This is a genomic window from Gemmatimonadaceae bacterium (assembly GCA_030647905.1).
Taxonomy (GTDB): domain Bacteria; phylum Gemmatimonadota; class Gemmatimonadetes; order Gemmatimonadales; family Gemmatimonadaceae; genus UBA4720.
This window is the reverse complement of record JAUSJA010000025.1, coordinates 24,524-38,893: the sequence shown is the minus strand read 5'-3', so window position 1 is coordinate 38,893 and position 14,370 is coordinate 24,524. Positions and strand designations below refer to the sequence as shown.

Genomic DNA, 14,370 nt, shown 5'->3' with positions numbered 1-14,370 from the left:
CGCCTATTGAACAGGTGGTGGGCATGACATACCTTCCATTCCACATGGGGGAGACCAAGTCCGTTCCCTTCAACCGATCAGGCGTCTCGCCGATCAAGCGTTTCGAGGAGGAACCTATCTCTCGCATCCATTTCGTAATCAGCGCCTGCCTCGCCAGTGGCCTCGCCCTCGCGCTGCCGGTCGGCGCGCAGAATGTCGCACCCGGCGCACCGGTGCCGCATGTCATCGTGGTCAGGTTTGTCGAACGACCGGGCGCCATGCCGTTCGCGTTCGAGCCGGCGAATTTCACGGCCCACCGCGGCGACACGCTACGGTTCGTACAAGCCTCCGCGACGATGCACAACGTGCATTTCAAGAAGCAGCCGAAAGGTGCGAAACTCGGCGCCGCCGCCATCAGCCCCTATCTCACCACGAAGGGGCAGACATACACCATCGTGGTAGACTCGCGGTTCACCGAGGGGACGTACGAGCTCGTGTGCGATCCACATGAGGCGCTCGGCATGCGCGGGTCCCTCACTGTGCTCGGCAAACACTGACGTCCTCCCCAATACGGGGGCGCCATTCCCCCGACCGCGGGGTCAGCGCCCCGCAGTGTCGTGCTCGGCAGAGCGGCCGCGGATGACACTCGCGGTAGTGACACACGTGGCCGATGTAGCGACCCTGAGCATTTGCAATAAAGACATCCGCTGTCGAGTTGATTCCGTGCGCGCGCCGTCTGCCGATTAGCCACTAAGCCCCTCGTCCTTGTGCGCGTGGGTGGCCGTCCGTATGGTTGCGCGCATGAATTCGCCGGCTGGTCCCGTCCCCGCGGCCGGCGCCGCCGCGGGTGCGACGCAAGCGACTCATCCCGCGGGGCTCGAACGTCCGGCACCATTTCGCGCCATCGCATCGTGGGTGCTCTACGACCTCGCGAACACGATCTTCTCCATGGGGGTCGTGTCCCTCTTCTTCTCGCTCTGGATCCGCGACCAGGTCGGGCCCGAGCGCGCGGATTCGGTCTACGCGCTGATCACCGCGTTTTCGATGGGGATCATTTTCATCTTATCCCCGCTGCTGGGCGCGATGAGCGACCGGGCGCGCCGCCGGATGCCCTTTCTCATTGTAAGCACGGTGCTTTGCGTCGGGTTCACGCTGCTACTTGGCCGCGCCGGTTACGCGGGTACCGTCATCGCGTTCGTGATCGCGAATGCGGCGTATCAGGCCGGCCTGCAGTTCTATGATTCGCTGCTCGTCGAAGTCACGACGGAAGCGAACCGCGGCCGGATCGGCGGGATTGGCGTCGGCATCGGGTACCTTGGCTCCTACATCGCCGTCGGCATTGGACTCACGCTCGGAACGAGCGACAAAGCGCTGCTGTTCACGCTGATCGCGCTCGCCTTTCTCGTGTTCTCGATCCCGTGTTTCGTGTTCGTGCGCGAACGCGGCAACCCGAATCCGGGCAAGGTGTTCGATCTCGGCATCATCGCATCGAGCACGAAGCAGACAATCCGCACACTGCGCGAAGGGGAGCGCTATCCCGGCCTCGTGCGATTTCTCGTGGGACGCGTCTTTTACACCGACGCCATCAACACCGTCATCTCCGTCATGACGCTCTACGCCGTGAACGTCGCGATCAACGCCGGACAGGCGAAGGACGCAGCGGAACAAACCGCGCAGCTCATCATGATGTCGGCGATCACGTTCGCAGTCATCGGCGGATTCGTATGGGGATGGATCGTGGACCGCATCGGACCGAAGCGGACGCTCGACATCGTGCTGTATCTGTGGATCGTGACGTTCAGCCTTGCGAGCGCGATGGGGCTCCTCGGCCTGCCGCTCGCGACACTCTGGGTGGTTGCCGCGATGGCGGGCGTCGCGCTTGGTGGCGTATGGAGCGCTGACCGGCCACTCATGCTCCGGCTCACGCCTCCTGATCGCGTTGGCGAGTTCTATGGGCTGTACGGCATGGTCGGCCGGTTTTCCGCGATCTCCGGGCCGGTGATCTGGGCGGCGGTGACGACGCTGACGGTTCGTCGCCTGCACATGCCCGTGCAGGTCGGCCAGGGGTACGGCGTAGCCGCGCTCCTCCTTATGGTAGTGCTCAGCTGGTGGATTCTCCGGAGCGTTGACGACGCGCCACGTAACTGGGCGGCCCTCGGTTCCCTATCTCGATGATCGCGGGCATCGCGCTTGGTTCGCTCGTGCGCTGGCGACGGAGGCCGGTACCCGGCAGCGCGACGCTAGTGATGCTCGTGGGAACGGCGGTGGTCAGCGGGGCGATGATTTACACCGGACTTCTCGGCGGCCGAGTCCGGCACACCGAGGTCAGGCCGGGAGCCGTGCAGGCGGACGCGATGACGATCGAGCCGCCGCGCCAACGCCGGCCGCCACAAGGTGGGCCGTAATACCGCGTTCGGATGCAACCCGCGCAACACGGGTAAAGAACGAGGAAACGGGCTGCAGCCAGCAAAGGGCCCCACCGCGTAAATAGCGACAGGGCCTTGAGCTCAATAGTCGGGGCGACTGGATTTGAACCAGCGACCTCCTGCTCCCGAAGCAGGTCAATTTGGGTGTCCCGGAGCCGGATATGCTGCGGCTGATGCAGGTCGTGTCCCTCGTCCGGGTTCGCCACCGCGGGCGCGGCGGGGCACCCCGAAGTGAGCGTCAGAAGTCAGACTTCCGGAATGGACATACAGCGCCTCCTAGCGCGCGCTCTGCATTGATGCGACGTTCTTAGCGCGTGATGCTGCCACGCGCATACGGCTCTCACTTTACCGCCCATTCGCGAAGGAGGTGTCGATGGTTCGCAACGCCCTTTCCATTCCGTTGGCAACGACATTGCTGGCGGCGCTTTGTCCCTCCGCACTGCGAGCTCAATCAACAAACGCTGCCAAGATTGCGAGCGCCATGGCTGCCGCTCCCGCATCGATTGCGAAGGACGCAACGATCATCGATCGGGCCGACGCGAGCGGAAAAATGACGCTTCTGCGGCAGGGAACAAACGGCTGGACGTGCATGCCGAACAGCCCGAAGTCCAAGTACGTCCTGAACAACGCAATGTGTATGGACGCGAATTTCGCCGAGTTCCTGGCCGCCATGAGGGCGCGTAAGCAGCCCGCGCTGAAGGCAATGGGAGTCTCGTACATGCTGACCGGCGACCAGTGGGTGAGCAACACGACACCGTCGGCAAAGGGTCCGAAGCCGGACAACGACTGGCATCACGTGTTCGCCAACATCATGATCGCCTACCCGCACCGGAGTAGCCTTGCTGGACTTCCGGTGAAGCCAACTTCAAAAGGAGCATATGTCATGTGGGCGGAGACGCCGTATGCACACGTGATGCTGCCGATGAAGTAGCCGCAGCTCCGTTATCTTCGCGGGGGATTGTTGAGTTGACTTCCAACGGCTTCTTAATAAGTCGGGGCGACTGGATTTGAACCAGCGACCTCCTGCTCCCGAAGCAGGCGCGCTACCGGGCTACGCTACGCCCCGATTGATAGCAATGGCGAGCCGTTAACATGCTCGCCACGCTTAACATAACCGCCTACCGCTTCGGCACCAACACCCGCGCCGCAAGGGGCTCGACGGTCACCGAAAACGGCGAATTCCCGATCAGCTCCCCGTCCGCCTGACCGAGCCGCGGAGGGACGGTCTCGATCCGAAAACTCGCGCCAGATCCATAGTACACGCACGGATCCGGCCTGAAATCCTTCCGCATCATCCTCCACAGGATCCGCATTGCATCCACGACGTTGCCCGGCGAATAGACGCACGCGTCCAACAACCCGTCGTCCCGCTGTATCCCATCACCGAATGCCAGCAGGTCGTTCATCACGGCGCCGAAATTCACGATCAGCACGGCGGACGCCCGCATCTCCATCGTCTCGCCATCCACGGTCAGCCGGACGGTGAACTTCTCCAGCCGTATGAACGCCCTGAGCGCACCCACGACGTACGCGAAAAATCCGATCCGGCGCTTCAACGCACCCGGCGCGTGGGCGATCATCGTCGCGTCCAGGCCCACTCCCATCCCGATGGCGAAGCGCTGCCCGGTGCTCAACAGACCGAGATCTATTCGCGCCTCGTCACCATCGAGAAGACTCGCCACCGCGCGACCGATGCTGGCCGGCGTCCCCAGCGTTCGCGCGACGACATTGCCGGTTCCACCGGGAAGAATCCCCACCGGCGGCCCCGCATGAGCGAGCGCGCCGATCACCTCGATCGCCGTGCCGTCGCCGCCGAGTGTGAATACTGCGTCGTACGAGCTCCCGAGACGCGCAGCGAGCTGAGCGGCATGGCCCGGCGCTTCGGTCATCACCACGTCCGCGGTCACACCGGCCTTCGCGAATGCCCCTTCGGCCTTCGCCAGGACCCGTCCGCCGCGGCGCGACGCCGGATTCACGATCAAGAGAACTCGGTTGAATCTCACTGTGCCACCATTTTCGCCACAAACAAGCCGGACCATAAGGAGCCGACGCGATAATTCCGCCAGGTGACTGGTAGGAGGCGCCCCGAAGCGCGCCCCGAAGCGCGCCTTGCTCAGAATCAATCGCCGCCCTAGTATAGGCCGCGAAGCCTGTCCACCCGCTGCTTCCCTCCGCCGGAGCCGGGCCAGATAATCCACCAACGTGGGGTGACAATGAAGCGCGTATTGTTCCGTTACGGATTTACCCGAATCCTCCCTCGGGCACTATCCCTCGCTACTCTCTCTCTCGCCGTCATGGCTGTCATCGCAGCGCCGACAGCCGAAGCGCAGCAGGAGGGTGTCGTCGGTGGCATCGTCCTCGGCGCGGGTGGCCAGCCGCTCGCCGGGGCACAGGTCCGCATCCAAGGGTCGAATCTCGGCGTGACAACCGACGCCAGCGGACGATTCCGGATCGTCGGTGCCTCCGGCAACCAGGCGACGGTCGAGGTGCGCCGCATCGGCTATCGTCCGGATACCCGCACGGTGCGCGTCGGCGATAACAACCTCCGGATCGACATGACGGAGCAGTCCGTCGCCCTCGACGTGGTCGTCGTGACAGGAACGAGCGGCGGGCAGGCCAAGCGCGAGATCGGCAACGCCGTGACGATCATCAACGCACGCGAAACGAAAGAGATCGCGCCGATCAACAACATCCAGAATCTCCTGAACGGCCGCGCCCCGGGAGTCTTCGTCAACAGCGCTACAGGGAACGTCGGCGCCGGAGCGCGCATCCGCATCCGCGGCGCGTCCAGCGTGTCGCTCTCCAACGAGCCGCTCATCTACGTGGACGGCGTGCGCGTGTCGAACGCTCCCTCGAGCGGGCCGACGAACCAGTCCTTCGGATCCTCCTCGATCTCCCGCATCAACGACATCAATCCGGATGACATCGAATCAATCGAGGTGATCAAGGGACCGGCCGCGGCCACTCTGTATGGCACCGAGGCGTCGAACGGCGTGATCCAGATCATCACCAAGAAGGGAACGACGGGTGCGCCGCGCTGGAGTCTCGCCACCCGCCTGGGCACCAACTATCTGCAGGATCCCGAAGGACGCTGGCCGGTGAACTACAACACGGCGCAGCGCCCGGGCGCTCCCGCTGGAGTGCGGGACACGCTGTCAATCGACATCATCGACCGTGAAAACGAGCGCGGCACGCCTGTCTTCACGAACGGCGCGATCCGCGAGTACGACCTCAGCGCCAGCGGCGGCTCCAACATCTTCACCTACTTCGCCGGCGTCGGAGCCGAGGACAGCAAGGGAATCGAGCCCACGAGCACGGTGGAACGATATAGCGGCAGGGTCAACCTCTCCGTCGTGCCGACTTCCCGCTTCACGATGAACGTGAACCTCGGCTACGTGAACGGAGAGACACATCTCCCGTGCGAAGCCGGCTGCGGCGGACGCACCCTTGGCACGATCTGGGCGAACGCGGCGAACGCCGTGCCGCTCGCCAACGGAGCCGAGAATCCGCGCCGCGGGTTCAACTCCGGGCTGCCGTACATGTACGACACCCTCGTGCAGTTCTGGCAGGGGCTCAATCGATTCACGAGTGGCGTTCAGCTCAATCATTCGCTCACCAGCTGGCTGACTCATCGCCTCAGCGCCGGCACCGACCGCATTAATGAGAGCGACAACTTCCTCGCGCCGCGAACTCAGGATTCACTGAGCATCGTGATCTTCGGAACGGGCGCGCTCGGCGGCCGCTCGATCAACAACCGTCAGATCAACTACTACACGGTCGATTACTCAGCCTCGGGCAACGTGAACCTTCGGCCGGAGCTCAAGTCAACGACGTCGTTCGGCGCCCAGTACTATCGCACCACCACCGCGTTCCAGGCATCGTCGGGTGACATCTTCCCGACGGTCGGACTCACCGCCCTGTCTGCCACGACGACCAACAGGACGACGTCGGGCGACGTGGAGGAGGACGCGACACTCGGATTCTATATCCAGGAACAGTTCGGGTGGCGGGACCGGCTCTTCCTCACCGGCGCCGTCAGGGCCGATGACAACAGCGCGTTCGGACAGAACTTCGACCGCGTGTATTATCCCAAGTACAGCGCAAGCTGGGTGATCAGCGAAGAGCCCTTCTGGAAGTTTGGCGGGATCAACGCGCTGAAGCTGCGAACCGCGTACGGAGAGTCGGGCAAGCAACCGATCACCTACTCGGCGCTTCAGACCTACGCGAGCGCCAGCGGACCGAACGACGTCGCAACGGTTACTCCGCAGTTCCTCGGCAACGCCGATCTCGGACCGGAGCGCAGCAAGGAGCTGGAGGTCGGATTCGACCTCGGTGCGCTGAGCGACCGCCTCGGCGTCGAGTTCACGTGGTATCGTAAGAACACGACCGACGCGATTCTCGACCGGCAGATCGCCCCGTCTCTCGGATTGCCGAACACCCAGCCCTTCAACGCTGGCTCCATCCGCAACTGGGGAGGCGAGTTGATGGTGCGCGCCACGCCGGTGCAGTTCGACCGATTCAAGTGGAACATGACCTTCGGCTACGCGACCAACGACAGCGAGGTGGAGAGTCTGGGCACGCCGGAGTCCATTCTGGCGCTGCGGCGCCAGACCGGAACGCCCGATTTCGTCGTCGGCGGGTCGTTCATCCGCCATCAGGTGGGTTATCCGATCGGCGCTTACTTCGAGCAGAAGGTCATCAGTTCGGTGCTCCTGCCGACCGGCCAGCACGACATCGGCCAGACGATCTGCGACGACTCGAAGGGCGGCACCATGGTGTGCGCCGGCCCCGACCTGCGCTACGGAACGAGCGATGACGCACCCGAAGTATACCTCGGCCATTCGCTCCCGACGAGAGAAGGATCGGTGAGCAGCACGCTGACATTCTTCCGCAGCCTGCGCCTCTACGGCCTGGTGGACTTCAAGGGCGGGTTCATGAAAGTGGACGGCAACATGCGATCGCGCTGCGCGATCTTCGTCCGCTGCCGCGAGAACTTCTATCCGCTCGAGTTCGATCCGAAGAAGATCGCCGGCCTCCAGTCCAACGGCACGCTGGTGGACTACTACATCAACAACTCCAGCTACACCAAGCTGCGTGAGGTGAGTTTATCGTACCAGCTGCCGGTGATCAGCAACAGGTTCGTGCGATTCAACCGCGCGGTCATCAGCGTCGCGGGCCGCAATCTCAAGACGTGGACTGATTACCCGGGCCTCGAGCCCGAGGCGTTCTTCCTCGGCGGTACGCGCGGCGGAGGCTTCGGACAGTTCGAGCAGACAACGAACCCGCAGCTCGCGCAGTGGGTGTTCGGAATCAACCTCGACTGGTAACGCGTGCCTTACAAACCTTCGACTCGGAGCTCGACAATCATGGCTTCACTGAACCGAAAGGCACGCTGGACGCTGGCGACGGCTGTGTTCTGCGCCGCCGGCTTCCTCTCCGCGTGCGACGTTTTCGACAATCCACTCCAGGTCGAGCCGGCCAGCAGAATCCCGGCGGCGGAACTGGAGGTGTCGGCCAACGCCCAGCTTCTCTCCGATGGCGCCGTCGGGGACCTTGAATGCGCGTTCAATTCCTACACGGGGCAGGGCGGTCTCATCGGCGAGGAGTTCATCTATGAGCAGCAGACCGCATCCCGCACGCCGTACGATCGCCGCAACACCACGAAGGACGATACCGACTACGCCGTGAACAGCTGCACTGGCACGGGAGTCTACACGCCCCTCCAGACTGCGCGTCAGTCGAACGAGAACCTTCTCGCTCTTTTGAAGACCTGGAGCGACGCGGAGGTCGCGGCCGGCGCTGGCAGGCCGGACCGAACGAACCTCATGGCCATCGCCGCGGCTTACGCGGGCTACGCGTACGTGCTGCTCGGAGAGGGCTTCTGCACGATGGCGATCTCCAGCGTCAACATCGACAAGACTCTCACCTATGGAGGCGAGATCCAGCGTGACAGTGTCTTCAAGCTGGCGGTGGCGAGATTCGGCGAGGCCATTACGAACGCAGCGGCCTCGAACAATGCGAGCATCCGCAACATGGCCTACCTTGGCCGCGCGCGGGCGAAGCTGAATCTGGGAGACTACGCCGGGGCCAGGGCGGACGCCCAGCAGGTGCCTTCCGGATATCTGCGAGTCATCAGCGCTTCCGATGCCGCTACGCGGCGGCAGAATCGCATCACGATGGAGAACAGTGCCGTCAACCGCAACTTCTCCGTAGGGACATTCTACCGGAACCTTGGCGATCCGCGCGTGCCTGTGACGGCGACGACGCTCACCAGCGCCACCGGCATCGTTCATTTCTATCAAACCAAGTACGCGAGTTCTGCGACTCCGCTCCCGCTGGCCACTTATGAGGAAGCGCAGCTCATCATCGCCGAGGCGGAGATCAGAGCGAACAGCCTCGCCGCTGCGCTACCGATCCTCAACGCATCCCGCGCCCGCGGAGGCCAGACGTCTTTTGCCGGCACGACACAGGCACAGTATCTGGCGGAGCTGATTGATCAGCGCCGGCGTGAGCTCTTCGCCGAGAGCCATCACCTCGGGGATGTCATCCGCTACAACATCACGCTGGCACCGGCGGCGGGAACGGCATATCACTTCGGCGGGACGTACGGGAATCAGGTGTGTCTGCCGCTCCCGGCTGCAGAGAGGAACAACAATCCGCTGATCGGGAGCTGATGGAGATCCGCTACCCGCTACCCGGGTAACGGGCAGCGGGCAACGGGCAGCGGGCAGCGGGTAACGGTTACCTGCCTTATCTTGATCATGATGCTCCTTCGCTCGTTCCTGTTCCTCGTTGCGCTCGCTGCACCGACTGCCGCGAGTGCCATTGGCGCCGCACCCACGGGACTCTTCGTCGGGACGCTCCTCAACGCGCACCCGTTGCCGCGCATCGAGCGCGTTCCTTCCCAGGACGGGTGGGAGCACTGGTTCAAGCTCGAGCGTGCGCTCATCACCCTCCGTCCCGACGGCCGCTTCATCGCCTCGTTCAAGTATTACCGCCAGCATGTGAAACCGAGAGCGGCGGTGAGACCCGGTCCTCTGCTGAACGAGACCTACAAGGGGAAGTTCACCGTCAAGGGCACCCAGATCACCTTTCAGCCGGAGCCCACGAAGCAGCGGCGGAAAGTGCCGCCCATCGTCGGCACGATCTCCGGTGACCGGATGAACATCCCCTACATCGTGGCCGAGGGTCAGAGCAAGCATCCCCTCCGCCTCGACATGAAGAAGCAGGGCAACTGGTAGGATCGCTCAACCCCCACAAACAATCACTCACATGATTCGACGCACGCTCGTTCTCGTCCCGGTAATTCTTCTCGCCGCCTGCGCTCCCGTCAATCAGCCGGCTCCGGGCGCGCCTCCGGGCGCGCCTCCGGCTCCGGAAATGGCTGCGACAACGCCGCCGCTTCGCTTCCTCCTCATCAACGACGTGTATTTCGGAGACACCCTCCGCGACGGTTCGGCCGGACTGTCGCGTGTCGCCTGGCTCCGCGATTCTCTCGCCCGCACGGGGCCGGTGACGTTCGTTCTCGCCGGCGACTTCATGTCGCCGAGCCTCTTGAGCAAGTGGTATCGCGGCGAGCAGATGCTGCATGAGCTCAATGCCGCGAAGGTGGATCTCGTCACGTTCGGCAATCACGAGTTCGAGCTGGATCGCGATACGCTCGTTGCGCGCGTTGCCGCATCGCGTTTCAAATGGACGTCGGCAAACTGCATGCAGGCCAACGGTGAGCCGTTCCCCGGTGTTTCGCGATGGGACACGAGCACGATCAGCGGAGTGAAAGTGGGCGTGTTCGGCGTGACGCTGGTCAGCGATTACCGCCGATACGTGAAGTGCTCGAACGCCGACAGCGCCGCGCATGCGGCGATCGCGGCGCTGAAGGTTGCCGGAGCGCAGATCGTCTACGGGCTCACGCACCAGACGCTCGAGGCCGACAGCGCGCTGCTCGAGCGCGAACCGGATCTCGATCTCATACTCGGCGGACACGAGCACGAGTGGCATCGCATCATCGTCCGCGGCAAACGGCTGCTCAAGGCCGACGCAAACTCGCGCTCGGCCCAGCTCGTCACACTGGCGCACGGACGGAGCGGCTGGGTGCAGGGCGATCGCCTGATAAGGATTGACCGCGACCTGCCGATGGATCCCGAGACGCAGGCGGTAGTGACGTCATGGCAGGACAGCCTGGTGAAGCGGCTCGGACAGGAGCGCGTGATTGCGACAAGCACGTTCGCGCTCGACGGCCGCGACGCCGCCAACCGCGTGCAGGAATCGCCGCTCGGCGACGTGGTCACCGACGCGATTCGCCTCGGAACGGGCGCCGACGCGGCAATCATGAATTCCGGAACGATGCGGATTGACGACGTGATTCCGGCCGGACCGATCACCAACTATCAGATCGAATCCATCTTTCTGTTTTCAGATGAAACGCGGATCCTGACATTCCCGATCACCGGCGCGCGACTGCGGGTGCTGCTCGAGCGCGGCGTTTCCGCGGGAGTCGTCGGGAAGGGAGGATATCTCCAGGTGTCGGGCCTCAGGTACTCGTGGGATCCGAAGCGTCCCTCGGGCTCGCGTATCGTTGGCGACATCGCGAAGACTGACGGCAAGGTTATCGGACCGAACGACACCGTGAAGCTTTCGTTCAACGTCTATCCGGCGTGCGAGGGTGGCGACGGCTACATCGTTCCCGAAGCAAAAGTGGCGTGTGTAGCTGGCGATCAGGCGCCCCGGGCGGTTGATCTGGTGATGAAGCACATCACGGGCACGCTCGGCGGCCGAGTGAATCCGCCCGTGGCGGGGCGTGTCAACCGTCTGTAACGGATCCCTCGCGCCAGACAACTTTCTTACACCTTCCGCACTCACGAAGCACTGTCACATCGTGCATCTTGAGATCCGATCAGCACGTCAGGGACCCACCAACTTATCCCAGTCATGACAAACCGCAGGGACTTCCTGAAACAGGGAACGCTCGTGGCAGGCGCCATCGCCGCCGAAGCGGCGTTCAGAAAAGCGCACGGCCTCGTGCCGCTTGCTCCGAGAGCGCCCGACACGCCGGTGCTGGATGCGGCGACACGCGACCTGATGATGGACGCGCTCAACGCCGCGAAGCTGGCCGGCGCAAGCTACGCTGACGTCAGAATCGGACGCTATCTCCAGAACTTCGTCCAGACGCGCGAGCAGCAGATCACCAACGTCGTGGATACGGAATCGATGGGTGCAGGCGTTCGCGCTCTCGTGGATGGCACATGGGGCTTCGCCGCCACGCGCACTATGACGAAGGACGGCGTCGCCAACGCCGCGAAGAAAGCGGTTGCCGTGGCGAAGGCCACGCGCATCGGACGCGACAAGGCCGTCGAGCTCGCGCCGGCGCCGGCGTTCAGGGACGTCTCGTGGAAGAACGCGTACACGATTGACCCGTGGACCATTCCCATCGAGCAGAAGGCCGATCTCCTTCTCAAGGCGAACGCCGCCGCGATGAAGGCGACGAACGTGAAGTTCGTCTTCAGCGGACTGTTCTTCCGGAAGAACGAGCGCAACTATGCCGACACCAACGGCTCGGTGATCACGCAGACGATCATCCAGAGCTGGGCTCCGATGCAGATCACCGCGATCGCGCCGGACCAGTCCGACTTCCAGAACCGCGGCTCGGTATCGGCCCCGATGGGCAGGGGATACGAGTACATCCTCTCGGAGGATCTCGTCGGCAACGCGGCAAAGTGGGGAGAGGAAGCGTCGCAGAAGCTCAAGGCGAAGCCGGTGGACGTCGGCCGCTACGACCTCGTGCTGCACCCGTCGCACCTCTGGCTCACGATTCATGAGTCAATCGGACATCCCACCGAGCTCGACCGCGCCAACGGCTACGAAGCCAACTACGCGGGCACGAGCTTCCTGGCGCCGCCTGACAAGGTGCTCGGCAAGCTCAGGTACGGCCCGGAGTTCATGAACATCCAGGGCGATCGCTCGCAGGAAGGCGGCCTCGCAACGATCGGGTACGATGACGAAGGAGTGAGGCCGGACGATTTCCTCATCGTCAGGAAGGGAGTATTCAACGACTACCAGACCACCCGCGAGCAGGCGAACTGGCTCAAGTGGTGGTATGACTCCAAGGGCGAGCCGACGCGCTCACACGGATGCTCGTACGGCGATTCATGGTCGAGCATCCAGTTCCAGCGCATGCCGAACGTCTCGCTTCTCCCGGGCGAGAAGGAGCAGAGCTTCGAGGATCTGATCGCGGCGACCGACCGCGGCATCGCAATCATCGGAGACGGATCGTTCTCGATCGATCAGCAGCGCTACAACGCTCAGTTCGGCGGACAGGTGTTCCACGAGATCAAGGGCGGCAAGATCGTCGGCATGCTCAAGGACGTCGCGTACCAGATGCGCACGCCCGACTTCTGGAACTCGATGGACATGATCGGCGGAAAGAAGAGCTATCAGCTCGGCGGCAGCTTCTTCGACGGCAAGGGACAGCCGCCGCAGATCAACGCCGTCAGCCATGGCTCGCCGCCAGCGCGATTCCGCAACATCAACGTCATCAACACCGGAAGGAAGGCATGAGAGCCCCGAAGCGATTGATCCCGATCGTTGCGGCCGAGGGAGACATCCTGTCGCGCGAGGAGTCGCAGGCGCTGATCGAGCGGGTCGTGAAGATGTCGTCCGCCGATTCGATCAGTGTGAACGTGTCCAGCGGTATCACCAACAACATCCGCTTCGCCGCGAATCAGGTCTCGACCGCGGGCAGCATCGCCGACGCCAACGTCGCCGTTACCAGCTCGTTCGGGCCCAAGCGCGCAACAGTCGTCACGAACAATCTGACCGACGAGGCGCTGCGGGCGGCGGTGAAGCAGTCCGAGGCGCTGGCAAGACTTTCGCCAGACGATCCCGAGGCGATGCCGAATCTCGGGCCGCAGAACATCAGGACGGTGAACGCGGATTTCGCGTCCACCGAGTCTCTCGATGCGGCCAGTCTCGCGCAGGCGGCATTGACCGCGCTCGAGCCGGCGCGCAAAGCCGGTGATCTCACCGCCGCCGGCTACCTGGTGGTGAACACGAGCACCAGCGCGCTGGGCAACAGCAGCAAGCTGTTCGCGTACCACAAGAGCACCAACGCGAACTACACACTGACCGTCCGCACCACCGATGGTACCGGCTCCGGCTGGGCAGGCGCGGAGGCGCCCGACTGGAAGCAGCTCGACGTCAACGCGGTGAGCGCGCGTGCGATCGAGAAGGCGCGCCTTTCGAGGAATCCGGTCGCCATCGAGCCCGGCCGTTACACGGCGATCCTCGAGCCGCAGGCCGTCGGTGACCTGGTGCAGCTCATCGGTTCTTACGCCGACGCCCGCTCGGCGGACGAGGGACGGAGCCCGTTCAGCAAGCAGGGCGGCGGCAACAGGATCGGCGAAAAGATCGTGGATCCGCGCATCAGCATAATTGCCGATCCGTTCGATCCGATGGTCCTCTCCCAGCCATGGGACGGAGACGGGTTGCCGATCGGCAGGCAGGTGTTCGTGGACAAGGGCGTGCTGAAGGAGCTGTACTACTCGCGCTTCTGGGCGAAGAAGATGGGCAAGCAGGCGACCGGCGCGCCGACGTCATTCATCATGACCGGCGGCACCACGTCGCTGGACGACATGATCAAGTCCACCCAGCGCGGCATCCTCGTCACGCGGCTCTGGTACCTTCGCGAAGTGGATCCCCGTACGATTCTCTACACGGGACTCACGCGCGACGGCACGTTCCTGATCGAGAACGGGAAGATCTCCAGGGCGATCAAGAACTTCCGCTTCAACGATTCGCCGCTGTTCATGCTCAACAACCTCGAGGCGATCGGTCAGGTGGTCCGTCTCGCCGGTACCGAAGCCGGTGGCGCGGTGGTAGTTCCGCCGATCAAGGTGCGGGACTTCAATTTCACTTCTCTGTCGGACGCGGTATAGGACTGTAGACTATCGGCACCCCCACTTTCCCACGG

11 protein-coding genes and 2 tRNA genes are annotated in these 14,370 nt (G+C 63.5%); 10 read left to right on the top strand and 3 right to left on the bottom strand.

Annotated elements, in window-relative coordinates:
- Positions 1–23: 23 nt before the first annotated feature.
- From Q7S20_04960 to Q7S20_04950, 3 genes are all read left to right on the top strand, one after another.
- Complete coding sequence (locus tag Q7S20_04960) at positions 24–536, top strand: plastocyanin/azurin family copper-binding protein (GenBank protein MDO8501171.1); 513 nt, start codon at positions 24–26, stop codon at positions 534–536.
- Between the two features lie 244 nt (positions 537–780).
- The gene (locus tag Q7S20_04955; protein MDO8501170.1) at positions 781–2,154 is read left to right on the top strand and encodes an MFS transporter; all 1,374 of its coding nucleotides are present in this window, start codon (positions 781–783) and stop codon (positions 2,152–2,154) included.
- Complete coding sequence (locus Q7S20_04950; GenBank protein MDO8501169.1) at positions 2,151–2,384, top strand: hypothetical protein; 234 nt, start codon at positions 2,151–2,153, stop codon at positions 2,382–2,384. The genes Q7S20_04955 and Q7S20_04950 overlap by 4 nt, the downstream gene beginning before the upstream one ends.
- A gap of 109 nt (positions 2,385–2,493) precedes the next feature.
- Here the strand turns inward: Q7S20_04950 and Q7S20_04945 are convergent.
- A tRNA-OTHER gene (locus tag Q7S20_04945) sits at positions 2,494–2,613 on the bottom strand.
- A 273-nt stretch (positions 2,614–2,886) separates the two neighbouring features.
- Here Q7S20_04945 and Q7S20_04940 point away from each other — a divergent pair.
- Entirely contained in the window at positions 2,887–3,336 is a 450-nt protein-coding gene (locus tag Q7S20_04940; GenBank protein ID MDO8501168.1) for a hypothetical protein, read from the top strand.
- Between the two features lie 61 nt (positions 3,337–3,397).
- Here the strand turns inward: Q7S20_04940 and Q7S20_04935 are convergent.
- A tRNA-Pro gene (locus Q7S20_04935) sits at positions 3,398–3,471 on the bottom strand.
- A 52-nt stretch (positions 3,472–3,523) separates the two neighbouring features.
- Complete coding sequence (locus Q7S20_04930) at positions 3,524–4,408, bottom strand: diacylglycerol kinase family lipid kinase (protein MDO8501167.1); 885 nt, start codon at positions 4,406–4,408, stop codon at positions 3,524–3,526.
- Positions 4,409–4,699: 291 nt separating this feature from the next.
- Here Q7S20_04930 and Q7S20_04925 point away from each other — a divergent pair, with 291 nt between their 5' ends.
- The 6 genes from Q7S20_04925 (at position 4,700) to Q7S20_04900 (ending at position 14,335) form a co-directional block, all read left to right on the top strand.
- A complete protein-coding gene (locus tag Q7S20_04925) occupies positions 4,700–7,732 on the top strand; it encodes a SusC/RagA family TonB-linked outer membrane protein (protein ID MDO8501166.1) in 3,033 nt (1,010 codons plus the stop codon).
- Positions 7,733–7,771: 39 nt separating this feature from the next.
- Complete coding sequence (locus Q7S20_04920; GenBank protein MDO8501165.1) at positions 7,772–9,079, top strand: RagB/SusD family nutrient uptake outer membrane protein; 1,308 nt, start codon at positions 7,772–7,774, stop codon at positions 9,077–9,079.
- Positions 9,080–9,166: 87 nt separating this feature from the next.
- Positions 9,167–9,646 (top strand): hypothetical protein, encoded by a 480-nt coding sequence (locus Q7S20_04915; protein ID MDO8501164.1) that lies wholly within the window; start codon positions 9,167–9,169, stop codon positions 9,644–9,646.
- A gap of 31 nt (positions 9,647–9,677) precedes the next feature.
- Positions 9,678–11,219 carry a bifunctional metallophosphatase/5'-nucleotidase gene (locus Q7S20_04910; protein MDO8501163.1) on the top strand — a complete coding sequence of 514 codons (1,542 nt, stop codon included), beginning with the start codon at positions 9,678–9,680 and terminating at the stop codon, positions 11,217–11,219.
- A gap of 114 nt (positions 11,220–11,333) precedes the next feature.
- Complete coding sequence (locus Q7S20_04905; protein ID MDO8501162.1) at positions 11,334–12,959, top strand: TldD/PmbA family protein; 1,626 nt, start codon at positions 11,334–11,336, stop codon at positions 12,957–12,959.
- Positions 12,956–14,335 (top strand): TldD/PmbA family protein, encoded by a 1,380-nt coding sequence (locus tag Q7S20_04900; protein ID MDO8501161.1) that lies wholly within the window; start codon positions 12,956–12,958, stop codon positions 14,333–14,335. Before Q7S20_04905 ends, Q7S20_04900 begins: the two co-directional genes overlap by 4 nt.
- Positions 14,336–14,370 lie beyond the last annotated feature (35 nt).